Consider the following 26240-nt stretch of genomic DNA (forward strand, 5'->3'; position numbering starts at 1 on the left):
GAGCTTCCCGGCCTTCCCATACGCACGCCCAACGACCCAGGCCGGTCCGATACAACCGCTGACAGTCGTTGCCGAGATACAGCACCCAGGCCATCAGAACTCCAGTTGACTGATGAGATCGTAAATCGGCCCCATCACCGAGAGCATCACCCAGCCCATGAGAGCGCCGATAAGCAGGTTGAGCGTCGGTTCGATCAGGGCTTGCATACGCTCGATGGCTTCGTCCACATTGCGGTGATAGAAATAATCCACATTGGCCAGCGCCTTTCCCAGATCGCCGGTGCGCTCGCCGATCTTGATCAGGCGGATCACCAGACGGGGGAACAGACCGGTATCCTCCAGCGCCTGGCTGACCGCCTCGCCGCGGGCGATCGCCTCCCGGGCCTGGGCCAGTCCCCTGGCCACGCAGGCGTTGCCCACCACGCCGACACACAATTCGAAGCATTCCAGCACCGGCACCCCCGCCTGGAACAGCAGGGCCAGGTAATGCGCGAAGCGGGCCATGACCAACTTTTCCAGCACCGGTCCGAGCAGCGGCAGGCGCAGTTTGAGGGCATCGAACCGGAGACGGGCCGAAGCGCTCCTGGCCAGGATGAAACGCGCCAACACCAGGCACGCTACCGGCACGCCGAGCAACCAGGGCCAGTAGGCCGCCATGGCGTGGGAGACGGCGATCAAAAGCCGGGTATGCCAGGGGATCTCTCCTTCCATCGACAGGATGAAGCCGGTCACCTGGGGAACCACATACACCATCATGAAAGTCACCGCTCCCAGAACGATGAGGCTGGAGAACGCAGGATAGGCGAGCGCCTTCTTGGTGCGGGCGATCATCTCGTCCTGCCATTTGAGGGATTCGGTCAAATGGGCGAGCACCGATCCCAGCTCACCGCTATGTTCCCCGGCACGGATCAGGTCGACGAACAGCGCCGAGAACACCTGAGGATAAGCGGCCAGCGCATCGGAGAAGGCGCTGCCCGCCTCGATTCTCTCCGCCACCCCGCTGACCACGTCACGCAGCTTCCCCGGCGGCAGGGTCTCGGCGTAGTCCCGCAGGGCCTCGAGCACGCCGATACCGGCATTGACCATCTGTTCCAACTGGAAGCAAAAGTGGATCAACTCGCGTCGCCCCACCCGCGCCCTGAAACCCGGAGAACCGCGCCGCTCGCGCACGACCCGGGCGCGGATCAGGGTCAGCCGCCGGGCGCTCAGGCGCGCTTCGAGCATGTCCTCGTTATCGGCCTCCGCCAGACCATGGCAACGGCTGCCTTGGGAATCGACGGCGGTATAGCGGTAACGGGGCATCTCATCCTGCCGGAGTCAGATTGGTCACCCGGCGCACCTCCGCCAGGGAGGTCACCCCTGCGGCCACCTGGCGCAGGCCGTCTTCGGCCAGCGAACGGTAGCCCTTACGCCGGGCGGCCTGTTCGATTTCCGGCATCGACGCCCCTTTGGCCACCAAGGCATCGAGTTCGGCATCGAAGGGAATCGCCTCCATGATCAGAGTACGCCCCCGGTATCCGTGAAATCGACAGTCGGCGCAGCGTCCGGCCTCATAGATGACCCTGGCCTCATCCGGCTCCCAGCCCCAGCGGGCCTGATCCTCCAGGGAAGGGAGCACCGGCCGGCGGCACTTGGCACAAAGCCGCCGCACCAGACGCTGCGCGACGACGCCGATGAGGTTGCCTGCGATCAGCTCGGTGGAAACCCCGATGTCCCGCAGGCGGACCAGCGCCCCCACGGCCGAGTTGGTATGCAGCGTGGAAAACACCTGGTGTCCGGTCATGGCGGCCCGAAGCGCCATGGTAGCGGTCTCCTGATCGCGGATCTCGCCCACCAGGATCACGTCCGGGTCCTGGCGCAACAATGAACGAATCCCGCCGGCGAAATCCAACTTGGCCGCTGAATTCAGGGAAGTCTGCCGCGCCCCGGGCAGCGGATATTCCACCGGATCCTCCAGAGTCATGATGTTGACCCCTTCATTGTTGATGTAAGCGAGCAGGGAATAGAGCGTCGTGGTCTTGCCGCTGCCGGTAGGCCCGGTGAGCAGCAGCAGCCCCTCGGGGCGACCGGCCATGGCTTTCAGGAGCGCCAGGGTATCGGCGGCCACGTCTAGCCGGTCCAGGGGCACGATCCCTTTGCGCTTGTCGAGAATGCGCAGCACCAGGTTTTCGCCATGAAGGGTGGGATGGGTGGCGGCGCGGAAATCGATCTCACGGCCGGCGACGATGAGCTGGATGTGGCCGTCCTGGGGGCTGCGGGTTTCGGCGATATTCATCTGCGCCATCACCTTGAGCCGCACCAGCATGCCCGACCAATAGCGCTTGTGCAGCACCCGCACCTGATGCAGCACCCCGTCGATGCGGTAACGGATACGGAGGAAGCCTTCCTCCGGCTCGAAGTGGATATCGGAGGCGCCCTGGCGCACCGCATCCGCCAGCAGAGCGTCCACCAGGCGCACCAGCGGGTGACTGTAGCGCTCGCCGTCCAGCCCCAGCTCGGTCTCCTGGTCACCGGTTTCCAACTCACGGAGAATGCCGCCAAGGGACAATTCGTAGCCGTAAAAGCGGTCGATCGCCTCTTCCAGTTCGGCTTCTCCGGCCAGCACCGGTTCGATTTCCACCCGTCCTCCCAGAAGCACGCTAAGACGGTCGAGGGTGACGATGTCGAATACGTCCACCATTGCCACCTTGAGCGTGCCCGCCTCGGCGTCATAGGCCATCGGCACCACCCGCAGACGACGAGCGGTTTCCTGGTCTATCAGCTTGAGGGCTTCGGCGTCCGGCACCCAGGTCTTCAAATCGACGCTTTCCTGCCCCAGAGAGCGTCCCAAGTGGTCGCGGATGACCTCTTCCGTGACGAAACCGAGCCGGACGAGGATCTTGCCCAAGGGCTCTCGCCCAGGGCTGTTCTTCTGTTCCAGCAGGGCGATCTCCAGCTGATCGGGCGTGAGGATGCCTTCCTCGATCAGCAATTCCCCCAAGCGCTTCTTCTGTTGGGTCACCGGGCTGCCTCCTCCAATTGGCGCAAGCGCCGGACCGCTACCTCCGGGTCGAAGGCGGCCTTGCGCCGCCGGGCCGACTGCAAGGCTTCGGTGTAGAAACGGCGCGCCAGGCGATACTGTCCCAAGTGATCCAGGCTCACCGCCAGATCGTAGCTGTAATCCGGATGGGTCAGATCGATGCGATGGGCATGGAAGTAGGCTTGCTGGGCCCTTGGCCAGTCGTTGCGGCGAGCATACAAGTCGCCGAGCACGGCGTACAACCAGGCGGTGTCGTTCCGCTCCGAAGCCGACTGTTCCAGTGCCGCCAGCAGAGGCTCATCTTGCGGATGCAATACCGCCAGGCCCGCCAGTGCCAGCAGTTCGCCCGGTCGCAACACGAGCGCCTGGCGATAACCCCGATCGGCCACGTCCCAGCGCCCCAGTTTCAGGGCGGCCGCAGCCAGCCCCAACCAGGCATCGACGGCATCCTGCCGCCACCTGAGGGCTTGGGAAAATGCCCGGTACGCCGTCTTCCAATCCCCCCGCCCATAAGCCGCCCGTCCCTGCCCGACCCAGCAAGCCGCCGTTTCCGCCCGGGGCGAACGCACGATCTTCAAGGTACCAGCACGGATCTCCTCCTCGGCTGCGCTTTCTTCAAGCGGCGGCGGGCAGTCAGCCTGAGCGGGCGATGCCCCCCAAACCACCAACAACAGCAGCAGTACCTTCACCCTGTTCATGGCGCCGAAGTCGCCTTCAGAAATCCGCGGTAATCCTTGAGATCCCCCTTGAGGCTGGCGCTGCGGATCACTGTGGGGCGAATGAAGATCACCAGCTCGGACTTGCGGCTTTGATCGTTCTTGTAACTGAACAACGACCCCACATAGGGAATGTTCGAGAGTCCGATGACGCCCTGGGTCGTGCGGTCGACATCGTCCTGCATCAACCCGCCGATGATACCGATGTGACCGTTATGGAGACGCAGCATCGACTCCATTTCCTGCACCTCGATCCGTGGCACCTGGCTTTCGGTGCCTGCCTGGGCCAGCATGGGGTTCGGATCTTTGACGAAACCCGTAATACGGGAAATGGTGGGACGCACGTGCAACAACACGTTGTCCTGGTCGTCGATGGCCGGGGTGACGCTCATCACGAAACCCACCGGCACCGTATGAGGCGTGGTTTCGGTGGTGGTGACGCTGACCCCCTGGGTCTGATTGGTGTCCACCTCGACGGTGAAATAAACCTGGTTCTCCACCACCCGCAACACCGCCGTCTGATTGTTGACCACCATCAGCTTGGGACTGGAAATGACCCGGGTGTCCCCGAATTCACTCAGCAGTTTGACCGTGGCGGCCAGATCCTTGCCGGCATAGGCGACAGTCAACGCCGGCGGGCCGGAAAGGGCCTGCCCGAGCATGTTCTGGACGATGTCGATCTTGCGCTTGTCGCTGCCCAGTTTGACGTTGACCGCCTCCCAATCGACCCCGGCCTGATAACGGTCGTTGAGACTCACGTCCACCACGGTGGCCTCGATCAACACCTGGCGCTGCGCCCGGCGCAAAACCTGATTCAGATAACGGCGGATCTTGCGGTGCTGGCGGGCGGTGGCCTTGATACTGAGCAGGCCGCTTTCGGGATGGGCGATGATCGGCGCCTGTCCCGGTGCTTTTCCACCGCCCTGCTGCGGCAGCGCGACCCCGAGGATGGCGGCGATGTTGGCCACCAGCCGATCCCAGAAATGATTCTTGGACTGACTGGCCACCTTGGTGGCGGATTCGTTGTCGCTTTCGCCGTCCTGTCCCTCGTCCTCGCTTCCGATCTTGTTGGAAACGCTGACCTGGTTGACGCTATCGCGGACGATGTTCACGTAAGGAACGGGATAGTGCTCGAAATAGGGAGTATCCGGCTCTACCTTGAGATAATTTCCTTGCAGCCGGTAACGCAGACCCAACTGATCAGCGATGCGGGCGAGGATCTGCTCCAGAGTCTGGTCAATGGCATTGAGGGTCACCTGACCTTCCACACCGGGCACCAAGTCCAGATTCAATCGGGCGTCACGCGCCAGGGCAAACAAGAACCGGCGTACCGGCACGTCGGTCACCACCGCGGAAAATCGCCTCGATGGAGGACGTCCCGTCGCTTCCGGCAGCGGCGGCAATGGCGTTACCGGCACCGGCGCCTCACCCGCCGCCACCGCAGGCGACTGCAGATGGCGGGCCGGTTGCGGCCCCAGCGCCTGCTGCCCGGCACAACCGGCCAAAAAACCTGTAAACAGGAACCCGATCACAATTTTGCCTTTCATATCCACAAACGTAGTCCAGTCCCGCAGGTTTGCAAGACGCCTTGCCCGCCTCCCGATCTATGGGCTATAGTCCGGGCTGATCCCTCGTTGTCATCTACGCCACAGCCATGCCTTATCTGTTCCTGCTTTTCCTGCTGACGTCCTGCTCCACCGCCTATTACGGGGCCATGGAGCAGATCGGCTTCCACAAGCGCGACATCCTGGTCCACCGGATCGAAAAGGCCCGGGAGGAGCAGGCGGAGACCAAGGAACAGTTCAAGACCGCACTGGAGAAATTCGCCGCCCTGACCGACTTCCACGGCGGCGACCTGCAAGACAAATACGAGGAACTGAACGCCGCCTACGAGGCCAGCGCGGAGAAGGCCGAGGCGGTCAGGCGGCGCATCGCCGACATCGAGGACGTGGCCGAAGCCCTGTTCGAGGAGTGGGAGGAAGAACTCGGGCAGTACCACAACGCCGCCATGCGGGCCCAAAGCGCCCGTCAGCTGGCGGAAACCAAACACCGCTACCGGCGCCTGATCACGGCGATGAAACGGGCCGCCGCCAAAATGGACCCGGTCCTGGCGATGTTCCACGACCGGGTGCTGTTCCTCAAACACAATCTCAACGCCCGCGCCATCGCCTCCCTGCAGGGAGAGCTGGACCAGATTCAGGACAACGTCGCCAGTCTCATCCGGGAGATGGAACGCGCCATCGCCGAGGCCGACACCTTCATCCGCGCCATGCAGCAAAGCTGAACGGCGGTGTTTCCGCCGCTTTCACCGTTCTAGTCTATGCTTCAGTAAAAAACCGAAGGATGGACCATTCGTGCGTTCGCTTGCCGTACTGCTGCTTCTGCTCTGGTCGGCCGCCGTCTCTGCAGCCGACGAGGTGCGCGTTCTCATCGACGTCTCCGGCAGCATGAAACAGACCGACCCGCAGAACCTGCGGGTCCCGGCCCTCAAGCTGCTGCTGGAGCTGCTGCCGCCGGGGACCCGCGCCGGGGTATGGCTGTTCGCCGACCACCCCGAACCGCTGCTGCCGCCGGCCCTGGTCGATGACGCCTGGAAACGGCAGGCGACCGCCGCCAGCGCCAGGATCCATTCCCGCGGCCGTCACACCGATATCGAGGCCGCCCTGCGAGCCGCCACCGCCGGCTGGGACAAAGCCCCCGAAGACGGCCACCGCCATCTGATCCTGCTCACCGACGGCATGGTGGACGTGGAAGGCGATGCGGCCGCCGACCAGGCCTCCCGTGAGCGCCTGCTGGGCCGGTTGCTGCCCGGACTGCAAAACCGGCAGGTTCACCTCTACACCATCGCCCTGTCCGACCAGGCCGACCATGCGCTGCTCAAACAGCTGGCGGTGGCCACCGACGGCTGGAACGAAACCACCCGCTCGGCCGAACAGTTGCAGCGTGTCTTTCTCAAGATTTTCAGGAAGGCGCTCCCCCGCGATGCCGTACCGCTGGAGGGAAACCGGTTCAAGGTGGACACCAGCGTGCGGGAATACACCTTGCTGGTGTTCCATCAGCCGGACAGCCCGGAAACCGAACTGGTCAAGCCCAGCGGCGAGCGCTGGACCGCCGCCCGACATCCCGACAACGTTCGCTGGCACCGGGAAAGCGGCTACGATCTCGTCACCGTCACCAACCCCATGCCCGGGGAATGGCAGCTGGTGGCCAAGGCCGATCCCGACAACCAGGTCATGATCGTCACCGATCTCAAGCTCAAAGTGCCCCCCCTGCCCAACTACGTGCTCGCCGGGGATTCCCTCTCCCTTGTCGCCGAGCTGACCGAGCACGGCAAACGCATCACAGCGGCCAATTTCCTGCGCCTGGTCGATTTCCAGTTCCGACGGGACGCCGCGGCAGAACCCGTCCCCCTGTTCCCGGGCGAGGAGACGGGCACCTACACCCAGACGGTGACGGATCTGGAATCGGGCACCTACACCCTACAGGTCACCGCCAGCAGCAGGACTTTCGAACGCCGCTGGGAACAGAGCGTGGAGGTCATCGCCAATCCGGTGCGCCTGGAAACCACCCTGCCCCACCGCCCCGGCGAAGACGCCGTGCTGCGCCTGATTCCCGATCCCACGGTGATCGATCTGCACAGCTTTCACGCCACCGCCGTGTTGGGGAACGGCGACAGCCGGCCATTCCAAGCCATCGGCGAAGGCCAGTGGGAAAGCAGGATTCCCGTGGGAGAAACCCCGGTCACCGTCAACCTGCAGGTGGAAGCCACAGACAGCCAGGGACACTCCCTGCCGGTCGCCTTCCCTCCCCTGAGCCTCGAAGTGCAGCCGGAGGAAACCCCCGCCGAAGAGGAAGCCACGGCGGAGGAGGAAATGGACGAGGAAGCCCTGGAAGAAGAACTGCTGGAGGAGGAGACGGAAAGCGGGCGCTGGTGGGCTGCGGCCGCCATCGCCGGCGGCGCCAATCTGACCCTCGCCCTCGTCGGCTTTCTGCTCTGGCGCTGGCTGCAACGCCGGACCAGGAAACGACATGAAGCGCTGCTGCAACGACTGGCCTGAAGATGATCGACACCCAAACCCTGACCCTCGCCTTTCTCGTCGAATCGGTCGCCCTGCTGCTTCTGGTCCTGGGCTGGATCCTGCACACCTGGCTGCGGCACCAGCGCCAGGAAACCGAAGCCGCCCGCCGCCTGATCTCCCAGGTGGAAAAAACCGCACCGGATCATTCCGCCGCCCTGGGGGAGCTGCTGGCGGCCTTCGAACAACTGCCGCAAGACCAGCAGGAGGCGCTAACCGGCGAACTGATCGAGCGCGAGAAAGCCCTTTATCACCAGATCCTCCAGCTTTTTCTCACCCGCGACAGCCGCAGGCTGGGCCAGCTGGAAGGCCGCATCCGCGCCCTCCAGGAGCCCTACCGGCAACTGCTGAAGGAAGTCGCCGCCGCCCCGAAACCCGAGGCCGATCCCCGCCCCCTGCAGGAGGCCCAACGGCGAATCGAAGCGCTTCAGGCAGAGACGCAGCAACTCGCCGACCAGCTGCAGACGGCGCTGGAAACCATCGACGCGCTGTCGTCCGAATACACCCGCATGTTCGCCCCCGACCGCAGCCGCGAGGAGCTGGAGGCCAGCCGCCGGCGCATCGTGGAGATGTTGAAACGCAACGAAGCCAGGACGCAGCCACGACCGGTGACGACAGAGGATGACGACCTGATCATTGAGGTGAGCGAATCATGAACGCAACGACCTGGATTCTGGCGGCCGAGCTGGGCCTGCTGCTGATTCTGGCCCCCGGCGGGCTGCTGTTTCTGACGTTGCGGCGCAAACGACGCCGGGACGCCGCCCTGGAAGCCCTGCTCAACCGGCTCGAAACCACCCTGCCGCAACGCCGCGCCCATTACCAGGCATGGCTGCAGCGGCATCTGGCGCTGGACGAATCCAATGCCGACGCCATCGCCGGCCAGTGGCTCGAAGCGGAAAGGCAATTCTGGCACGCGGCGGTCGCCACCCAACTGCAGCAGGACACCGGGGCGCTCGACCAGCTGCCCGATCCCCTCCACCGCTGTCTCGACCGGTGGCTGGAAAGCCTCTCGCAACATTTGCCCCTCTCTGCCGGAGAAGCAGAGAAAGCGGCGCCTGAAGAAACCATCTCCGAAACGGTGGAAAACGCTGCAGCGCCTCCCCCGGCGGAGGAGCCTTCCCTGGAAGACGACGAAGAAATCGAAGTTTTCTCAGATACGAGCGAACCGCCGGAGGAAACGCCCGCCGTCCCGGACGAACCCGCGCCGGAAGACGAGGCTGAAGCCGATAGCGAAAACGAGCCGCCAGAAACGGAACCCAACCCTGCCATTGCGGCCGAGGTTGATCAGTCCGATCCCCCCTCCCAATAGGCGCGCAGCACCATCACGCCTCCCAGCCCGGCCAACCCCAGGGTCAGGGGCGACAGCAGCCCCACCCCGATGAGCACGCTGGCGGAAATCATCATCGCCCCGCCGCCGATGGCGGCGACGGTGCGGCGCTGCTGGCGACGCTGATGGCGCTGCCAGGACTCCAGCTGGGGCAGTTGCAAAGGCAGCTGGCCATGGCTGGCCTGATCCAGCAGACGCAGGGCCCAGGTGGGCATTTCCGGCAACTGCTCGGCCCACTGCGGCAGCTGCCGCCAGGTCTTGTGCAGCAGGGTACGGGGATGGACACGACGCCTGAACCAGTCCTCCAGGAACGGCTTGGCGGTCTGCCACAGGTCCAGTTCCGGATAGAGCTGGCGTCCCAGGCCCTCGATCTGGAGCAGGGTCTTCTGCAACAGCACCAGCTGGGGCTGGACTTCCATGCGGAAACGGCGCGCGGTCTGGAACAGGCGCAGCAGCAGCTGGCCATAGGAAATCTCCCCCAGGGGTTTGGCGAAAATGGGCTCGCACACCGCCCGGATCGCCCCCTCGAACGCCTCCACCCGCACGTCCGCCGGCACCCAGCCCGAGGCCACGTGCATTTCGGCCACCCGGCGATAGTCACGGTTGAAGAAGGCCAGCAGGTTGGCGGCGAGATAATACTGATCGGCTTCCGACAGGCTGGCGACGATGCCGAAGTCCACCGCCATGTACCTGGCCGGGAAACGGGGATCGACGAACACGTTGCCCGGGTGCATGTCGGCGTGGAAGAAATTGTCGCGGAACACCTGGGTGAAGAAGATCTCCACCCCGCGCTCGGCCAGCAGCTTGAAATCCACCCCCGCTTCTCGCAGCGCACCGACATCGGTGACCGGGATGCCGTGAATGCGCTCGATCACCAGCACCTGCGGCCGGGTCCAGTCGAAATACACCTTGGGAACGTAGAGGATCTCCGAATCCTCGAAATGACGCCGTAGCTCCGCGGCGTTGGCGGCCTCGCGCACCAGATCGAGCTCGTCGTGAAGGGTCTTGTCGAACTCGGCCACCACCGCCCGGGGGCGCAGCCGCCGGGCCTCGGGGATGAAACGTTCCACCAGGGCGGCGAACAGCGCCATCAACGCCACGTCTTCCCGGATGCGGGCTTCGATACCGGGGCGCAGCACCTTGACCACGACCTCCTCCCCGCTGTGGAGCCGGGCGGGATGGACCTGAGCGATGGAGGCCGAGGCCAGCGGGGTTTCATCGAACTCGGCGAAGATCTCGGCGACCGGGCGGCCCAGCTGCGCCTCGACAACGGCGCGCGCCTGACTGCCGGGAAACGGCGGCACGCGGTCCTGGAGCTTTTCCAGTTCGTCGGCGATGTCGTCGGGGAGCAGATCGCGGCGGGTGGACACCGCCTGGCCGAACTTGACGTAGATCGGCCCCAGCTCTTCCAGAACCCGGCGGATGCGCTCGCCACGCGGCCCCCGATGACGGCGGCGCCAGGCATTGGGGGACAGCCAGCGCAGAAAACGCACCGGCCGCAGCCACGGCAGGCCAAGGATCAATTCGTCCAGACCGTAGCGCAGCAGGATGCGCTGGATCTGCAGCAGACGCCAGAAGGAACGCAGCGGATTCACGCCGTCCTTTTCTCCTGCAGACGTCGGATGCGCGCCTCCAGGCGCTCCACGTCATCGCGCAGCGCCCCGATCTGGCGGTACAGGTTTTCCGCTTCCAGCGGCGCCGGCAGGACGCGGGTTTCCTCCTGGAGGAAGTCGGCCAGGTTCCACTGGAAACTGCGCCAGGCATGGCGGTGCCAGGCAACGACGCCCCGCAGCAGGTCGGCAGGCCTTTCCCCGGCCAGGTCGGTAAGCCAGCGTTCCCAATCCAGATCGAGACGGCGCAACAGGTTCTGCAGGCGCTTGGCGGTGTCCATGTCCCCCTCGACCTGCACCGCACCCTGGAACAGGCCGGTTTCCGGGCGCTCGGCCAGCAGCAGGCGCAGGAAACCGAAGGGGGTGCCGCGCAGGATCACCTCGGGATCGCTGGGGGATTCGGCCAACACCAACACGGTTTCATCGGTCGGACTGAAGCAGAAACGCAGCGGAAACGGCCGCAGCTCCACCACGATGATCTTGCCCGCCAGCGGCTCGAGCAGCCGCGAAGCCCTGGGATCGAGCGCCAGCAGCCGGGCGACTGCCGCTTCCAGGGTCTGGGAGGCCAAAGCGCGGGCCAGCATGTCACGCTCTCCCCGGCACGGGTGGCGGGAGCGTGGTCCGGGGGGACGCTGTGAATCCATCCCTGGACGCTCGATATTCGGCCACCCAGGCCGAATACGCCCCCCGGACCACGCTCCCGCCACCCACTACCGCCGACATCAGAACTTGTACCCCCGGTGGATGGCCACCACCCCTTGGGTGAGATTGAAGTATTCGACCCGCTTGAAACCGGCCTTGCTCATCATGCCCTTGAGGGTGTTCTGATCCGGGTGCATACGGATGGATTCGGCCAGATAACGGTAACTGTCGGAATCGCCGGCCACCAGCTTGCCCATCAGCGGCAACAGCTTGAAGGAATAGACGTCGTAAACCTTGCTGAACCATTCGGTGGTAGGCTTGGAGAATTCCAGCACCAGCAGACGGCCGCCGGGTTTGAGCACCCGGTACATGGAAGCCAGAGCCTTGTCCTTGTCGGTGACGTTGCGCAAGCCGAAGGCGATGGTGATGCAGTCGAAGGTGTCGTTTTCGAAGGGCAGACACTGGGCGTCCACCTGAACGTAGCGCACGCCGCGGACGATCCCTTCGTCGGTGAGGCGGTCGCGGCCGCGGCGCAGCATGGCGGCGTTGATGTCAGCCAGCACCACCTCGCCTTTGTCCCCCACCCGGGGGTGGAACAGCCGGGTCAGGTCGCCGGTGCCTCCGGCCAGATCCAGCACCCGCTCGCCGTAACGCACCTGGCTGAGAAAGATGGTCAGGCGCTTCCACAGGCGGTGGATGCCGAAGGACATCAGATCGTTCATCAGATCGTACTGGTCCGCCACCGAATCGAACACGTTGCGGACCAGCCTGGCCTTTTCCGTGACCGGAACCTGGCGGAAGCCGAAGTGGGTGGTTTGCTTGTCGTCGCTCATTCGTTCCTCGATCAATCACGCCGCGTGTTCGCGGCTAGACAGTGGCACGCCATGACGCCACAGTTCGTATTCACTGATATCCGCCTCGTCGTTCCAGCTGACCGCATAGCCACCCGGTTCGATTCGCACCTGCCGGAAAAAATCCGGGTCCTGAAGACGGCGAAAGGCCGGCAGCTCCAACAATGGTCTTACATCGTAAAGACGCACGCTTCCATCGGTGAAAATCACTTTGAGACGGAAATCCTCACAGGGCTCAACGGCCGTGATTCTGGGAATCCTATTCATGGCAACGGAGGCAACTTCTCGAAAGTCTGGCGTTCCCACATGCGTTTCAATGCCATCCGATGCATGCGACCCCATTCCGCGATCAAGCGAACCGCCCGCGACGGCAAATTGCCCTCCATCATCTCCAACGTGTCGATAGTGATCAAACCATGGCGATCACCATAAACAGCGTGAAAATGCGGCGGCGGATGATCCCGAAAATACATTTTGATCACAATGCCATAAAAACGGCTGATCTCCGGCACAGCTACAGAATATACCGGCTCAGATCCTCGTCCTGGGCCAATTCCCCCAGATGCCCGTCCACGTAGGCGGCGTCGATGGTCACCGTCTCGCCGGCCAGCTCGGGAGCCTTGAAGGAAATTTCCTCCAGCAGTTTCTCCAGCACCGTGTGCAGGCGGCGGGCGCCGATGTTTTCCACCGTTTCGTTGACCTGCCAGGCGATCTCGGCGATGCGGGCGATGCCGTCGGCGGTGAATTCCAGCCCCACCCCCTCGGTGGCCATCAGTGCCTTGTATTGCTCGGTGAGGGATGCGTCGGGCTCGGTGAGAATGCGGACGAAATCCTCCACCGACAGGGCGCTCAGCTCCACCCGGATGGGGAAGCGGCCCTGGAGTTCGGGAATCAGATCCGAGGGCTTGGCCAGATGGAAGGCGCCGGAGGCGATGAAGAGGATGTGATCGGTCTTGACCATGCCGTACTTGGTGGTCACCGTGCTGCCCTCCACCAGCGGCAACAGGTCGCGCTGCACCCCCTCGCGGGAGACGTCGGCGCTGGCGCCCATCTCCGAGCGGCGGCAGATCTTGTCGATCTCGTCGAGGAAGACGATGCCGTGCTGTTCCACCCGCTCCAGGGCGCGGAACTTGATCTCCTCCTCGTTGACCAGCTTGGCGGCCTCCTCCTCCCTTAACGCTTCGAGGGCATCCCGAATCTTCATCTTGCGGCGCTTGGTCTTGCCGCCGGCCAGATTCTGGAACAGGCCCTGGAGCTGGCTGGTCATCTCCTCCATCCCCGGCGGGGCCATGATCTCCACCCCCATGCGCGGGGCCTGGACCTCGATCTCGATCTCCATGTCGTCGATCTCCCCGGCCCGCAAGCGGTCGCGGAAACGCTGACGGGCGGCCGATTCCCTGTCCGCCGGGGTTTCCGTCCAGCTCGACGGCGGCGGCACCAGCACGTCGAGGATGCGCTCCTCGGCGGCGCGTTCGGCCCGCGCCCGGACCTTCTCCATCTCCGCCTCGCGGGTCTGCTTGACGGCCACTTCCACCAGATCGCGGATGATGGATTCCACGTCGCGGCCCACGTAGCCCACCTCGGTGAACTTGGTCGCCTCCACCTTGATGAAAGGGGCGTTGGCCAGCCGCGCCAGGCGACGGGCGATCTCGGTCTTGCCCACCCCGGTGGGGCCGATCATGAGGATGTTCTTGGGGGTGATCTCGTCGCGCAGCGCCTCCGGCACCTGGCTGCGGCGCCAGCGGTTGCGCAGGGCGATGGCCACGGCGCACTTGGCCTCCTGCTGGCCGATGATGTGCTTGTCGAGCTCGTGGACGATTTCGCGGGGGGTCATGGTCATGGGCGCGACTCCAGCTCCTCGATGGTGAGGTTGTGGTTGGTGTAGATGCAGATGTCGGCGGCGATGTGGAGGGATTTTTCCACGATCTCGCGCGCCGGAAGCTCGGTGTTCTCCAGCAGGGCCCGGGCCGCCGACAGGGCGTAGAAACCGCCGGAGCCGATGGCGATGAGATCGTGCTCGGGCTGGATCACGTCGCCGGTGCCGGAGATGATCAGCGAGGACTTGGCGTCGGCGATGGCCAACAGCGCCTCCAGCCGCCGCAGGGCGCGGTCGGTGCGCCAGTCCTTGGCCATCTCCACCGCCGCCCGCACCAGATTGCCGCGGTGCTTTTCCAGCTTGCCCTCGAAATGCTCGAACAGGGTGAAGGCATCGGCGGTGGCGCCGGCGAAACCCGCCAGCACCTGATCGTGATACAGGCGCCGGATCTTGCGGGCGTTGCCCTTCATCACCGTGTTGCCCATGGAAACCTGGCCGTCGCCGCCGATGACCACGCGGTCGCCGCGGCGGACGGAGAGGATGGTGGTGCCTCGGATGGGGTCCATCAGTTTTCCTGAAAGTGTGCAAAGCATCATTATACCTTCACCAAGGGGAGGATCAGAGCCACTTCCAGCCGTAATGACGGAAGAAACGCCAAGCGGAACGGACGAACCACCAGCGGTGGCGCCAGCCCTTGCGTGCCGCACCACCTCCCAGATGGGTGACGATAAAATCCGGAACGTAAGCGATCCGCGTCACCTGATGGGCTCGGAGCGAGAAATCGAAATCCTCAAAATACATGAAATAATCCGGATCGAAACCGCCTGTCCTGTGCCAGACCTCGCCACGCATCAGCATGCAGCAGCCGCTGACCAGTTCCAGATCGAATCGCGGCAGATCCCAGTCGAGATCCCGCATTTCATATCGGTCCAGGATATGGACGAAATACTGCTGCAACCACACTGGGAAGAACCCCCTGAGCGCCAGCACCAGAAGAGATGGATGACGCTTACATAGATAAAGCGGTTTTCCCTCTGCGTCCAGGGCCCGAGGAACCACCAGCCCGACAGCAGGATGATCATCCAGAAAATCCAAAGCGGCTGTCAGCGCATCAAGCTGAAGATACACATCCGGGTTGAGGATCAGTCGATAATCCTTCTTCGCCGTGCCTACCATGTTGTGGCCACGGCCGTAACCCAGATTGGCTCCGTTGCAACGCAGCCTCACCGCCAGTCCGTTCGCTTGCCAACGATCGACCAGTGCCTGGAGACCGGCAACATAGGCGCCGCCAGAATCGTTGTCGACGATCACTACATCGACCGCTGCCACCAGTCGCCCAACCACTTTCTGGGCCGCCTGCTTCAAACACACCAACGTCTGTTCCAGAACGGGCAACGGAGAGCGATGAACCACAATGGACACCACTAGATTCGGTTTGACCATGGCCTCCTTATGCCGCTCTCTGACTTGCCAGCTTGTCAAACGCACGCAAAACTCCGACAATGAAACGCTGCTCTGTCTGCACTCCCCATCCGACCCGACTCCTGAGATCACCAGCAACAACTTGGCCCTATCATCCAGAATGTTCGACTACATCATCATAGGGGCTGGTTTCGCCGGCGCCGTAATCGCCGAACGGCTGGCCTCGGAACGAAATGCCAGTGTACTCCTCGTTGAGAAGCGGCCTCACATCGGTGGCAACTGCTACGATCGTTATGATGACCACGGTGTTCTGATTCATGAATACGGCCCGCATCTGTTCCACACGTCCAATGCCGAAGTGTTCCACTATCTCAGCCGTTTCACCGACTGGATCGAATATCAACACCGGGTACTCGCCGTGGTCGACGGGCAGAAAGTTCCCTTGCCGTTCAACCTGAACGCATTACATCGTCTGTTTCCCGCATCCCTGGCAGATTCACTCGAACGCAAGCTCATCAAGCGTTACGGATTCGATATCAAGGTTCCTATTTTGGAATTGAAAAAGGAAGAAGATCCTCAACTCAAGTTTCTAGCTGACTTCATTTACAACAAGGTTTTTCTAAAATACACAGTCAAACAATGGGCCTGCCCCCCCGAAGATATCGCCCCTGAAGTCACTGCGCGAGTGCCTGTCTTTATTTCCCGAGATGATCACTATTTCCAGGACAAATATCAGGTCGTTCCCAAGCACGGTTATACTCGGCTGTTCGAACGCTTGCTCGGTCACCCCAATATCAAGCTGTTGCTTAACACTGATTACAGAGAAATCTTACGACTCGATTTCGACACCGCTGAAATCCAACTGTTTGGCCAGTCGTTTTCCGGACACCTGATCCATACAGGGATGATCGACGAATTGTTCGATTACCGCTTCGGCGAACTTCCTTACCGCTCACTCAAATTCCGTTTCGAACACTTGCCGCAAGATCTTTTCCAGGAAGTCACCACCGTAAATTATCCGGAAAATTACGATTTCACCCGGATCACCGAATTCAAACACATCACCCGGCAAAAACTACCCGGAACCACGATTGTCAGAGAATACCCCCAGGATTACGACCGTTTGAAAAATGGGCGGAATATCCCCTACTATCCCATATTCAAGGACGAGAATACCGCAAGATATCGGCAATATGCCAATTTCGCCCGCCGTTTTCCGAAAATCACGTTGGTAGGGCGCCTGGCAGAATATCGCTATTATGACATGGACGATATCGTCGCCCGCGCGCTGGAGGTCTACCGTACCCGGTTCGCCACCCAAACATGAGCACTGGAAAGCGCCTCAGCATCGTCTTTCTCAATTACAATCGTCTCCATGAGACCAAACAGACGGTGGAGCACCTACTGGCTCTATGTCAAGGTCGCGATGACGTGGAGATCATCGCCGTGGACAATGGCTCCACCGACGGGACTGCTGAATATCTGCATGCCCAAGATTGTATCCGCACACTGCTCCTGAGCGCCAATCGGGGAATTGCCGGTTATAATGAGGGTTTCCGATTGGCCCGTGGTGATTATCTACTGGTGTTGGACGACGATTCCTGTCCCCGGGATGCCGCCACGCTCGACCGGATCATCCAAACAATGGATGACAATCCCGACCTGGGCGTGCTCGCCTGTCATATCGAGACACCGGCCGGTGCCCCTCAAAACAGTTGGCACCTGCCGGACTCAACAACCCCGGCTCCCTCCCCTTTCTTCATCGGTTGCGGCTTCGCTATCCGTCGCCAGTTGTTCGAAGCCATCGGCTGGTACCCGACTTCGTTCTTTCTCTACCAGAACGAAATCGAGGTCAGCTTCCAGGTACGCCAACGCGGCTACCGGATCGAATACCGACCGGACTGTCGGGTGATTCACCGGGGTACTCCCTGTCAACGTCCCGGTTGGCGGCGTGTCTATTTTCCCACCCGTAACACCTTGTGGCTGATTATGCGTTATTACCCCGGACCGCAAGCCGGCTATTTGCTGGTTTCGCGCCTGCTCATCGGCCTGGGACGCGCGCTGCAGTTCGGCGAACTTGGCGCCTATTTCAAAGCCGTCAGAGACGCGTTCGCACAACCGGTCATCCGCAGCTCCCTTCCTCCTGACGTGCGTCGGCAAAGTCGAGCATTCTGGCGCCAAAACAGCATTCTGCACCATTTGCTTGGAAAAGCCTGATCCGACTTTATGAAATCTTCCCCAAAGGTTCTGGTCATCATCGTGACCTGGAACAAAAAAGATCATGTCCTCGCACTATTGGATTCCTTGGGAAACTTGGATTATCCTCGTGAATTGCTGGATATCGTGGTCGTGGACAATGCCAGTCACGACGGAACAGTGGAGGCATTACAGGATCGCCGGGATCTGCACTTGATCCGCAATCCGGAAAATCTCGGGGGCAGCGGCGGTTTCAATACCGGCTTGGCTTGGGCTTTCTCCCAACCTCCGGGCAGCTATGACTATCTTTGGCTGCTGGATAACGACGTTCAGGTCCATAAACATGCCCTCTCGGCCCTCGTCGAGCTGCTGGAAAATCAAGATGAAATCGCCGTGGCAGGCTCCACCATGATGCAGCTCGACTATCCTTGGCGCATCAACGAAATGGGGGCGGACGTGGATCGAACCTACGGCACGCTCATTCTCCATCGCCACATGCATGACTTGCCAGCCTGGAAAGACATCCCGATAGAAACGCTCCGCGGCAGCGATCTTGATCTCGTGGATCATTTGAGCGATTGCCCGCCGTGGACCACGGTGGATTACGTCGCCGCCGCCTCACTGCTGGTTCGCGAACCGGTCGCCCGTCGAGCTGGACTTTGGGACGACTTTTTTATCCATTACGACGATGTGGAATGGTGTCTGCGCATCGCCAATGCAGGTCATAAAATCGCCGTGGCGACAAACTCGATCATTTGGCATCTTTCCGCCTTGGCCAAAGTTCCCACATGGGTACTCTATTACGACAACAGGAATGTGCTCTACCTATTGGAAAAGCATGGTGTCCCTGGTGCCATAACAAAAACGAAACACCGAATCCGCCTGAAATCGTTTTACTATGCCGTCATCGGCAAATTGGACCTCGCCGACCTTCACATCCAGGCGTTGCGGGATTACCGTCAGCGCATAAAGGGCAAACGAGACATTCGCCTGAACGAGTGCTATTACCCTATCGGCGAGCTGGAAGATCTGTTGCTACGCGCCGACTTCAAAAAGATTCTGATCCCCTGGAATCTGCAACTGAACGCGCTGGATCTTCCCGCATGCATCAGCCGCATCCAACGGCAACGGCCCGATCTGGAAATCACCATTCTGACACCCGATCACGCCCCTCACAGTCCTTGGGCGGGCCGATTCACGAACCATAAGAAACTATTCCGGTTCAGACCGATCCGTTGGATCGGTTACCTGAATCCTAGAAAAAAATACGATCTGATCCTGCAAAGCGATTACGAAATCCATCCCGCCTGGTCTTGGTTCGCAAAGCGGGTTCTGTTTGTCAACAACGAACATTGCAGTTTACGGGAATCCCCCTCCCCTTCTCAGCTTGCCCGGCATTTGTTATCCCTGGCCAGAAACTGAGCTCACGGCCAACTCATAGTACTCACTGGATTGGGATAGATTGGGGTTATAGGCGGGGTCCCCTTTCCGTAACCATTGGCCCCAGCGGGCTAAAAATTTGCGGCGTTCGCTTTCGGTAAAGGTGACATCTGAAAGTTTCTCTCCACGAAACACAGCTGAAGGCACAAAGACAATGCGCCACCCTCGCGCCAATGCCCGGAGAGCGAAATCCAGCAGTGCATATGGCCCCTGGAAATCCGGATCTAACCCTTCCAGCTGATTCCATACCTCACGGCGGATAGCGACGCAGTAAGGATCAGGTGCGCTGAGATTGCGTTCGATAGCCGTCACGGCCATATACCCGGGTTCGGTCACGGGAAAACCTCGATAAGGACGCAATATCCGACCTGCGGCGGTCAAAACCGCACCGGCGTAGACCAAACGATCCGCAGCATCCACGGTTTTCCCGGTCACTATCCCGACACCTTCCAATGCCAGCCAACTGACCAGCTTCTGTTCCGTTTCCGGCTTGACGGGCACAACAGTGGCGCGACGGATCAGCAGATACGGACTTCTGCCGCTGGAATCCACCATCGCCATCACCGCATTCCGGTATCCTCCCGGTATCTTCTCCGGTGGCAGGAGAATCCGCTGTATGGATTTCTGTGACGGCAATGGCAGACGAACCTGATAATGGCCACGCCACAAATCATGCCTTTCGATGACCTTCGCCGTAATACCGCGCCGCTGCAAGGCATCTTGCAAAGCCCGCCTTCCCGCATCGAAAGCATAAGCCTTGGATTCATCGTTCAATGCCACCGAGGCGCCGTGTTGGCGCCAGTGATATAACACCCTAGGAATATGGCGAATCCGGTCGGTATATTCCATGCAGCGCAGGATCAAATCGTAATCCTGGGAACCGTCATAAGCGCTGCGCAGACCGCCCACCTGCTGGACCAAACGTCTGCGATAGGCCATCAGGTGAAAGATATAATTGCCCGACAACAACGTCTCCGGCGACCAGTCCGGCTTCATCAAGTGCATGAACCGTTTGTTTCCAGGTGACAACATGTCACGGTCGGAATAGATGATGTCCACTCCCGGGTCGGTGTCGAGCACCTCCGCCACTGACTGAACGGCGTCCCAAGCCAGGCGGTCGTCGTGGTCCAGAAAGACGATAAATTCCCCACGAGCCTGGGCGATGCCCAGATTGGTGGCACCGGAAATGCCTAAGGGAGACGCCGCGGAAAAGATCCGGATTCGGGGATCGCGACACAGCGGCGATGCCAAGACCGCTTTGGTTTCAGGTCTGCGGGAAGCGTCGTCAACCAGAATCCATTCCCAATAGGGCGAAGTCTGCATGCGCACCGAGAGGATGCATTGCCTGAGGATTTCCGCCGGCGTGTCGCGTACCGGCGTGACGATGGAAATCGCCGCATTGGGTGCTGTAGCCTGCCGATGGCGCTCAAACCACTGTGTCTGCGTGACAATAGTGTTGTGCTCGATCCAGAGCTGATAATCGGGCCATTCACTCTCCGCCCAATGCCGCAACAAGGTTTCATTGGGCACCGCCGATGGATATAAGCGCAACCAGCGCCACTGCGATGGTGAAGCTGTCAGCGGACGCAGGCAGGCGCCGATGAAACGGCGGCAGGCGCGACGGAACACGATCTATCGCTCCGGCAAGCGTCGCCGGGGACCCTCCGCCTCCAAGCGCAGGAGGATCCCATCCTCAACGAGAGTCAAGCCTTCCACTACACGCCCCCGTCGGTCAATGCCAGATCCTGTCCTCGACTTCCAATTGATGGACATGGGCCATGAAAGCATGCAATGCCTTGAGGTCGGCAGCGTAACTGCCGGTGAAAAAACGGGGCAGCCCTCCATGGATACCCTGCTCGTCGATGATAAACGTCTCATCGCCAAACGAAGCCACGCCGTTCTCACCTTTTTCTAAACCGAAAGGAGGATCGAACAGGGAATGTCCCATGAAAGGATTTTCCGGTATGGTGATGCCCAAATAATGGAGAAGGGTCGGGGTAAAGTTGACGCTGGTCGCATAACGGGCGTCGAAACGGGAAGGCAATTCCCGGCCTGGATCGTAGATGATTAGCGGAATCTGATCCACGAACGTCTTGACATAGGGATGTTTGAACCGGCTATCTTTGCGGTCAAACGCGGCAACGAAGGGACGGTCATGGAAATGGGCATGGTCGGCGGTGAAGATTACGATAGTGTCGTCAAAATACTGTGATTGTCTGAAATATTGCCAAAACGTTCCAAATGCATCATCGAGGTTATGAATGGTGTTCAGTGACGCATTTTTCCCGTCTCCATAGACGACCCCATCCTCGGGCACGTCCAGGAAGGCATGGGTTCCCAAATTGTAAATGCCGATGAAAAAGGGCCTGGTGGTTTTGTCATTCTCCACGGATGCCAGCAGCGCAACAAGCGCGCGAAACAACTGATGATCCGAAATCGCATTGGGGCGGATCGGTTTTTCCCCGGGCAAATAGCGACCGAGGAATTCATCGGCCATGAACACATGGTCAAAGCCCAAGGTGTAGAGCATCTCGTCCAGGAAAGTCGTTTTCTTCAACTGTGAAGTTGCAAAGGCGGTAACATAACCGGCCGTCCTTAGAATCTCCGGAAGGCACAGATAGTGGCTGCGGGGAAGGTTCTCGTAATTGTCGTGCCAGCCACCGACCCCACCGTATTTGGGATAGAGAGAGCACAACTGACCATGCAGTCCCCGGTACGTGGCCGCAGTGTGGTTGTAATAATTGTCCACGACCATTGCGTTTTGGGAAAAATCGACCAAATTGGGAGTCAAACCGGGATAGTCCTGGCTGTACACGTTGGTATTGCGGGCGGAGTAGCCTTCCGTGAAAAAAACGATGATGTTGGGCGGCCTGATACCCGTTCCCACAGATGGAAAGGGCGGAGGCGGATGGCTTCCCTTTCTGATCAGCGGATATTCACGACCGTCGTCGTAGTGAAAGCCATACCGTGCCGCAACGGCCAGAATGTCTGTATCGATCTTTTCACCCTGATGCGGGCTGGCCATTGTCTGCCAGATGGTACTGATCAGTGCGGTAAGTGGCGGTGTTTCGGTAAGGCGGTTCTCCCGAAGCAGACGCTGTGCTGCTGTAGAAGGGGACCTCTTGGCCTCCAAGACGGGCAGCAAGGGCACGGTAATGAGGACGGCAACAGAGAACAGGGGAACCATCGCCAGCGGGCGCGGGCGGCGGCCGTATTTCTCCAGCAAGTAGAGGACGGCTGTCAAACACAGCCCCACGACACCCACCAACAAAAACAAATTTGCATTTCTTTGCAGTAACAGGTCGATATGGTTGATGTTTTCCAGTGCCAACGGTGGCAAGAAACTGCCGGATTTATAATAGGAAACGATCTGCACCAGATAGCCGGCGAATACCAGGGCCACCAAAGCGTATCCCAACAACCGCAGCAGGAGCCGCGCTGCCAATAGATTTCTCAGGATCAGAATGAGTGCCAAATACTCGGCCACATAAGGATAAAAAGCGCCTAAGGCCGCTTTCCCCTTCTCATACCAACCAGAAAATTCAGCAGGCCATGTCAGCTGGGATAAAAACACAGCCATCCAAATGCCGAAGATAATGGCTGCGAAAAACGATGATTTCATGATCCGATCGCTCCGCCTTCGCTAGAAACACGCCAGGGTCTGGTCACCCGCGGCTGGAAGCTCAGGGAAAAATCACACCGCTCCAGCGTGAGATTGGGATTGTAGGCCGGATCGGCGCGTAACAGAGAACCCCAGCGCCGCTGCATGATCTCGATTTCCCGTTGGAAACGGCGTTGTTTTTCCGGCGTGTCCTCATAGCCGCGGGTGGCCGACTCGTGATGAAACAGCCGCGCCAATGGCGTCCAGACATTGCGGTAACCGCGATTGTGGATCTTCAGACACAGATCCACGTCGTTGAACGCGACTTTGAGTCCCTTTTCGTCGAAACCACCCACTTCCAGGAATACATCCCGCCGCACCAGCAGACAGGCGGCCGTCACCGCCGTCAGATGTTGGGCCAGACGCAATCGCCCCATCTGCCCCGGCGTCTCCGGAGGCCACCCGACCCACGGATGACCGGCCACGCCTCCGATTCCCAGGATAATGCCAGCGTGCTGGATGCGCCCGTCCGGATAATAGAGCATCGCCCCTACCGCGCCGGTTTCAGGATGGAGGGCATGAGCAACCATTTCCTGCAGCCATTCACGCTCGAGTATCTCCAGATCGTTGTTGAGAAAGCCAAGGATTTCTCCCTGCGCATGGCGAACGGCAAAATTGTTGATGGCGGAAAAGTTGAAAGGTTCATCATACCGCAATACCTGAAAGCCCTGGCGCCGGGACAACTCATCAAGATAGGCCAGGGATTGCGGGTCCTGCGAACGGTTGTCGACCACGATCACTTCATAATCGGGATACTCGGTTTTCTCCACCAGCGTTTCCACACAGCGGGACAGCAACTCATAACCGTCGCGGGTGGGAATGATCAGGCTGACTTTTGGGGGGTGCGTCGGCACACGGAAACGAACCCGGCAATGGCCGCCAGGCAAGGATTCCACCTCAGCGGGCAAAGAAAGGCGTTGCAAATGCTCCTGCACCGCCCGCACCGCCGCCCGGGCAGGATAGGACTTCTCGTCCGGCGCTTTGGCGGTGGAACCGGAAACAGCCCGCCAGTGATAGAGAATGAAGGGGACATGGCGAATTTGCTCAGGCGACAGCGTTTCCGTGACCCGCAATGCCAGATCCCAATCCTGACTGCCTTCGAATCCCTCCCGAAAGCCGCCACAGGCACGGACCGCATCAGCCCGATAAACACTTAGATGATTGAAATAATTTTGGCCCAGCAACAGCAAGGGATTCCAATCCGGTTTGAAATATGGATCGAAGTGGCGGCCCAGCTCATCAAGCTTATCCTCGTCGCTGTAGAGCAGCACTGCATGGGGATGAGCCGTGATCTCCTCGGCCATCAGATAAAGGGCATGCTCCGCTAGCTCGTCATCGTGATCCAGCAGCGCGATGTAGTCGCCTGTCGCCATCGCCAGCGCATCGTTCGAGGCTACGGAAATATGTCCATTGCAGTCCCGATAGCGGACCCGGATGCGCGGGTCCCGACGCCGATATTCCTCCAACACCCGCCTGACCTTGGGGGAGTGGGAGGCATCATCCACAATGCACAACTCCCAATGAGGATAGAGCTGATTCAGTACCGAATCGAGTGCGGCCCGCAACCAATGCACATCCGGATCATGCACCGGCATCAGGATGGAAAATGTTGGTATATTCCGCATCGAAATGATGCGCTTGCGGATTGCCTCACGGTCCGCCTCGGTCAGCCGACCGTACAGGCGGAACCAGGATTGGTACGCATCCCAATGTCGTCTTTGAACGGACTCGACCAACTGCCGCCTGGCCTCCAGCTTGCCGGGGCCGCACCAGGCACGGATCAGACGCACCGTCTCCCGGGCCCATGTGTCCGGTTGTCTCAACCACGAGTCCATCTCAGGCCTGAACAGCCTGGTTGCAGCAAGCAGACTGCCGATCTCGGTCACTTCCAGCCGCTTGATACGGAACTCCCCCGGCGCATGGCGGGGGTCGAATCGCCAGCCCTGCACCGCATCCGGCAAACGCACCACCCGCTCGAACCGGTTCCCGGATCCTGTCGGCAGCAGCGTGAAACACTGACACTCGTTGAAACCGTCACCAGTATCGTAATAGATCGTCGGCGGGGAGTCGCTATTGCCTGCCATCGTCAGGCTGACCCGCACCCAGCGGGAGGGAATCGGGCCGGGAAATCCAAGGTGAAAATGAGGGTCCGGCCCCTGGGCACGGAATCGTCCGCCGCCAAGGTCTTCGACCTGGTGCACCGGCATCAGGTGAGGTATGCAAGAACGGTGACGGACGAGCTGGTGCAGCCGCCTCAGCCTACGTCCAAGCATCCGCACCGGGGCGGATATCCGCCAGCTGGTGGATTGCATGACCTCCCGGTACGCCGTCTGCCAGTGCGCAATCTCCCGGCGCGACGCCGCCAACATCGCCTCCATGTCCTCGATCCGGCGCTGACGCGCTTCCAGCTCCTTCTCGCGCTCTGCCAGCAATCGTTTCAGATTGTCGGCATGGGTCTGGGTCATGGCCTGGATACGGTCCTTTTCCGCCAGCAGCTTCTCCAGATTCTCCCCGTGAATCCGGGCCTGGGCCAGCGACCGATCCCGCTCCGCCAGCAGCTTCTCCAGATTCTCCCCGTGGACCCGGGCCTGGGCCAGCGACCGCTCCCGCTCCGCCAATAGCTTCTCCAGATTCTCTCCGTGAATCCGGGCCTGGGCCAGCGACCGTTCCCGCTCCGCCAACAGCTTCTCCAGGTTGCGGATATGGGCTTCGGTCGCCTCGAATCCCCGGTGGGCATGGACCAGCAGCGCCACCCGGCTTTCCGCCGACCAACGGCGATCCCATTTGGCGTACAAAAGCCGCAGCGCGGTGTAACGCTTGTCATCCTTGCCGTGAACGCCGGAACCGTCGTCGGCCGTCAAGCGGTAGAAAGCCGTCACCCGATCCAAATGGTAGAAATCGGTATGGCGGGCCACCTGCAGCCAGAAATCCCAATCCTCATAGACTTCGAACGCTTCATCGAAGCGGCAGCCATCCAGAAGGGCTCTATCGAACAGAACCGCATGGATGGGAATGAAATTAACCCCCATCAACTTCACCGGTTCATACGGCTCGTTGTAGACATGGGTTTCCCGCCATTCGCCATTGATCCGCTCGACGCACTGGACACCCGCATAGGCGGCCTTTTCCCGGTGCTGGGTCAGGGCCTCCACCAAACCGGCCACGTGTTCCGGAGCGAGCCAATCGTCATCATCGAGAAACCCGAGATACCGCCCCCGGGCGGCACCCAACCCCGCGTTGGCAGCAGCGGCCCGCCCGCGCCCCGGTTGCAGATCGAGATACCGCATCTCCGTAAACCGGGAACGGAAAGGTTCGAGCACTTCCCTCACGTCACAACCGCCATCGTTGACGACGATCACTTCCAAGCGAGGATAGGTCTGCCCAGCCAGGGAACCAAGCGCCTGCCGCAGCAGTTGGGGGCGGTCCTTGGTTCTGACAATTATAGAAACGGGATAAGACATGAG

22 protein-coding genes are annotated in these 26240 nt (G+C 60.8%); 7 read left to right on the forward strand and 15 right to left on the reverse strand.

What is annotated here, in order from left to right:
* Positions 1–93: 93 nt before the first annotated feature.
* The 4 genes from MIN45_RS01670 to mshL are packed head-to-tail and all read right to left on the reverse strand — an operon-like array spanning position 94 to position 5282.
* On the reverse strand, positions 94–1302 hold the full coding sequence (locus MIN45_RS01670; protein ID WP_286292972.1) for a type II secretion system F family protein: 1209 nt from the start codon (positions 1300–1302) through the stop codon (positions 94–96).
* Position 1303: 1 nt separating this feature from the next.
* Positions 1304–3001 (reverse strand): GspE/PulE family protein, encoded by a 1698-nt coding sequence (locus tag MIN45_RS01675; RefSeq protein WP_286292973.1) that lies wholly within the window; start codon positions 2999–3001, stop codon positions 1304–1306.
* A complete protein-coding gene (locus tag MIN45_RS01680) occupies positions 2998–3717 on the reverse strand; it encodes a tetratricopeptide repeat protein (protein ID WP_286292974.1) in 720 nt (239 codons plus the stop codon). The genes MIN45_RS01675 and MIN45_RS01680 overlap by 4 nt, the downstream gene beginning before the upstream one ends.
* Positions 3714–5282, reverse strand: coding sequence for a pilus (MSHA type) biogenesis protein MshL (mshL, locus tag MIN45_RS01685; protein WP_286292975.1), 1569 nt, complete (start codon positions 5280–5282; stop codon positions 3714–3716). The genes MIN45_RS01680 and mshL overlap by 4 nt, the downstream gene beginning before the upstream one ends.
* Positions 5283–5389: 107 nt before the next feature.
* Here mshL and MIN45_RS01690 point away from each other — a divergent pair, with 107 nt between their 5' ends.
* The 4 genes from MIN45_RS01690 (at position 5390) to MIN45_RS01705 (ending at position 9120) form a co-directional block, all read left to right on the forward strand.
* Positions 5390–6019: a DUF2959 domain-containing protein gene (locus tag MIN45_RS01690; RefSeq protein ID WP_286292976.1), complete on the forward strand. Its 630-nt coding sequence runs from the start codon at positions 5390–5392 to the stop codon at positions 6017–6019.
* 70 nt (positions 6020–6089) lie between these two features.
* Positions 6090–7793 (forward strand): VWA domain-containing protein, encoded by a 1704-nt coding sequence (locus tag MIN45_RS01695; RefSeq protein WP_286292978.1) that lies wholly within the window; start codon positions 6090–6092, stop codon positions 7791–7793.
* A 2-nt stretch (positions 7794–7795) separates the two neighbouring features.
* A complete protein-coding gene (locus tag MIN45_RS01700; RefSeq protein WP_286292980.1) occupies positions 7796–8467 on the forward strand; it encodes a hypothetical protein in 672 nt (223 codons plus the stop codon).
* Positions 8464–9120, forward strand: a complete 657-nt coding sequence (locus tag MIN45_RS01705) for a hypothetical protein (protein ID WP_286292981.1) — start codon at positions 8464–8466, stop codon at positions 9118–9120. Before MIN45_RS01700 ends, MIN45_RS01705 begins: the two co-directional genes overlap by 4 nt.
* Here MIN45_RS01705 and ubiB read toward each other — a convergent pair.
* The 8 genes from ubiB to MIN45_RS01745 all read right to left on the reverse strand — a co-directional run bounded on the left by ubiB (position 9096) and on the right by MIN45_RS01745 (position 15500).
* A complete protein-coding gene (gene ubiB, locus MIN45_RS01710; protein ID WP_286292982.1) occupies positions 9096–10733 on the reverse strand; it encodes a ubiquinone biosynthesis regulatory protein kinase UbiB in 1638 nt (545 codons plus the stop codon). The two genes, MIN45_RS01705 and ubiB, sit on opposite strands and share 25 nt — an antisense overlap.
* Positions 10730–11332 carry a ubiquinone biosynthesis accessory factor UbiJ gene (locus tag MIN45_RS01715; protein ID WP_286292983.1) on the reverse strand — a complete coding sequence of 201 codons (603 nt, stop codon included), beginning with the start codon at positions 11330–11332 and terminating at the stop codon, positions 10730–10732. The genes ubiB and MIN45_RS01715 overlap by 4 nt, the downstream gene beginning before the upstream one ends.
* Positions 11333–11470: 138 nt before the next feature.
* The gene (ubiE, locus tag MIN45_RS01720; protein ID WP_286292984.1) at positions 11471–12223 is read right to left on the reverse strand and encodes a bifunctional demethylmenaquinone methyltransferase/2-methoxy-6-polyprenyl-1,4-benzoquinol methylase UbiE; all 753 of its coding nucleotides are present in this window, start codon (positions 12221–12223) and stop codon (positions 11471–11473) included.
* A 15-nt stretch (positions 12224–12238) separates the two neighbouring features.
* Entirely contained in the window at positions 12239–12583 is a 345-nt protein-coding gene (locus MIN45_RS01725; RefSeq protein ID WP_337250352.1) for a DUF2442 domain-containing protein, read from the reverse strand.
* Positions 12505–12753 (reverse strand): DUF4160 domain-containing protein, encoded by a 249-nt coding sequence (locus MIN45_RS01730; protein ID WP_286292986.1) that lies wholly within the window; start codon positions 12751–12753, stop codon positions 12505–12507. Before MIN45_RS01730 ends, MIN45_RS01725 begins: the two co-directional genes overlap by 79 nt.
* A gap of 2 nt (positions 12754–12755) precedes the next feature.
* The gene (gene hslU / locus MIN45_RS01735; protein WP_286294096.1) at positions 12756–14075 is read right to left on the reverse strand and encodes an ATP-dependent protease ATPase subunit HslU; all 1320 of its coding nucleotides are present in this window, start codon (positions 14073–14075) and stop codon (positions 12756–12758) included.
* Positions 14076–14077: 2 nt separating this feature from the next.
* Positions 14078–14623 carry an ATP-dependent protease subunit HslV gene (gene hslV, locus MIN45_RS01740; protein WP_286292988.1) on the reverse strand — a complete coding sequence of 182 codons (546 nt, stop codon included), beginning with the start codon at positions 14621–14623 and terminating at the stop codon, positions 14078–14080.
* A 52-nt stretch (positions 14624–14675) separates the two neighbouring features.
* Positions 14676–15500 (reverse strand): glycosyltransferase family protein, encoded by an 825-nt coding sequence (locus MIN45_RS01745; protein ID WP_286292990.1) that lies wholly within the window; start codon positions 15498–15500, stop codon positions 14676–14678.
* Between the two features lie 139 nt (positions 15501–15639).
* Here MIN45_RS01745 and glf point away from each other — a divergent pair, with 139 nt between their 5' ends.
* From glf to MIN45_RS01760, 3 genes are read left to right on the forward strand one after another with little or no spacing between them, the layout of a single operon-like run.
* The gene (glf, locus tag MIN45_RS01750; protein WP_286292992.1) at positions 15640–16806 is read left to right on the forward strand and encodes a UDP-galactopyranose mutase; all 1167 of its coding nucleotides are present in this window, start codon (positions 15640–15642) and stop codon (positions 16804–16806) included.
* A complete protein-coding gene (locus MIN45_RS01755) occupies positions 16803–17696 on the forward strand; it encodes a glycosyltransferase family 2 protein (RefSeq protein WP_286292994.1) in 894 nt (297 codons plus the stop codon). The genes glf and MIN45_RS01755 overlap by 4 nt, the downstream gene beginning before the upstream one ends.
* A gap of 9 nt (positions 17697–17705) precedes the next feature.
* A complete protein-coding gene (locus tag MIN45_RS01760) occupies positions 17706–19097 on the forward strand; it encodes a glycosyltransferase family 2 protein (RefSeq protein ID WP_286292995.1) in 1392 nt (463 codons plus the stop codon).
* Here the strand turns inward: MIN45_RS01760 and MIN45_RS01765 are convergent.
* The 3 genes from MIN45_RS01765 to MIN45_RS01775 all read right to left on the reverse strand — a co-directional run bounded on the left by MIN45_RS01765 (position 19077) and on the right by MIN45_RS01775 (position 26237).
* Positions 19077–20744 (reverse strand): glycosyltransferase, encoded by a 1668-nt coding sequence (locus tag MIN45_RS01765; protein ID WP_286292996.1) that lies wholly within the window; start codon positions 20742–20744, stop codon positions 19077–19079. The genes MIN45_RS01760 and MIN45_RS01765 overlap by 21 nt on opposite strands.
* A gap of 103 nt (positions 20745–20847) precedes the next feature.
* Positions 20848–22737 (reverse strand): LTA synthase family protein, encoded by a 1890-nt coding sequence (locus MIN45_RS01770; RefSeq protein ID WP_286292997.1) that lies wholly within the window; start codon positions 22735–22737, stop codon positions 20848–20850.
* Positions 22734–26237 carry a glycosyltransferase gene (locus tag MIN45_RS01775; protein WP_286292998.1) on the reverse strand — a complete coding sequence of 1168 codons (3504 nt, stop codon included), beginning with the start codon at positions 26235–26237 and terminating at the stop codon, positions 22734–22736. The genes MIN45_RS01770 and MIN45_RS01775 overlap by 4 nt, the downstream gene beginning before the upstream one ends.
* Positions 26238–26240 lie beyond the last annotated feature (3 nt).

Source organism: Methylomarinovum tepidoasis, assembly GCF_030294985.1.
Classification (GTDB): Bacteria; Pseudomonadota; Gammaproteobacteria; order Methylococcales; family Methylothermaceae; genus Methylohalobius; species Methylohalobius tepidoasis.

Coding starts and splice junctions, on each gene's coding strand:
- MIN45_RS01775 (WP_286292998.1), bottom strand. CDS start 26,237: ATGTCTTATCCCGTTTCTATAATTGTCAGAACCAAGGACCGCCCCCAA.
- mshL (WP_286292975.1), bottom strand. CDS start 5,282: ATGAAAGGCAAAATTGTGATCGGGTTCCTGTTTACAGGTTTTTTGGCC.
- MIN45_RS01745 (WP_286292990.1), bottom strand. CDS start 15,500: ATGGTCAAACCGAATCTAGTGGTGTCCATTGTGGTTCATCGCTCTCCG.
- hslV (WP_286292988.1), bottom strand. CDS start 14,623: ATGGACCCCATCCGAGGCACCACCATCCTCTCCGTCCGCCGCGGCGAC.
- MIN45_RS01700 (WP_286292980.1), top strand. CDS start 7,796: ATGATCGACACCCAAACCCTGACCCTCGCCTTTCTCGTCGAATCGGTC.
- hslU (WP_286294096.1), bottom strand. CDS start 14,075: ATGACCCCCCGCGAAATCGTCCACGAGCTCGACAAGCACATCATCGGC.
- MIN45_RS01760 (WP_286292995.1), top strand. CDS start 17,706: ATGAAATCTTCCCCAAAGGTTCTGGTCATCATCGTGACCTGGAACAAA.
- MIN45_RS01770 (WP_286292997.1), bottom strand. CDS start 22,737: ATGAAATCATCGTTTTTCGCAGCCATTATCTTCGGCATTTGGATGGCT.
- MIN45_RS01680 (WP_286292974.1), bottom strand. CDS start 3,717: ATGAACAGGGTGAAGGTACTGCTGCTGTTGTTGGTGGTTTGGGGGGCA.
- ubiE (WP_286292984.1), bottom strand. CDS start 12,223: ATGAGCGACGACAAGCAAACCACCCACTTCGGCTTCCGCCAGGTTCCG.
- MIN45_RS01670 (WP_286292972.1), bottom strand. CDS start 1,302: ATGCCCCGTTACCGCTATACCGCCGTCGATTCCCAAGGCAGCCGTTGC.
- MIN45_RS01725 (WP_337250352.1), bottom strand. CDS start 12,583: ATGGGGTCGCATGCATCGGATGGCATTGAAACGCATGTGGGAACGCCA.
- MIN45_RS01705 (WP_286292981.1), top strand. CDS start 8,464: ATGAACGCAACGACCTGGATTCTGGCGGCCGAGCTGGGCCTGCTGCTG.
- glf (WP_286292992.1), top strand. CDS start 15,640: ATGTTCGACTACATCATCATAGGGGCTGGTTTCGCCGGCGCCGTAATC.
- MIN45_RS01715 (WP_286292983.1), bottom strand. CDS start 11,332: ATGCTGGCCCGCGCTTTGGCCTCCCAGACCCTGGAAGCGGCAGTCGCC.
- MIN45_RS01690 (WP_286292976.1), top strand. CDS start 5,390: ATGCCTTATCTGTTCCTGCTTTTCCTGCTGACGTCCTGCTCCACCGCC.
- MIN45_RS01755 (WP_286292994.1), top strand. CDS start 16,803: ATGAGCACTGGAAAGCGCCTCAGCATCGTCTTTCTCAATTACAATCGT.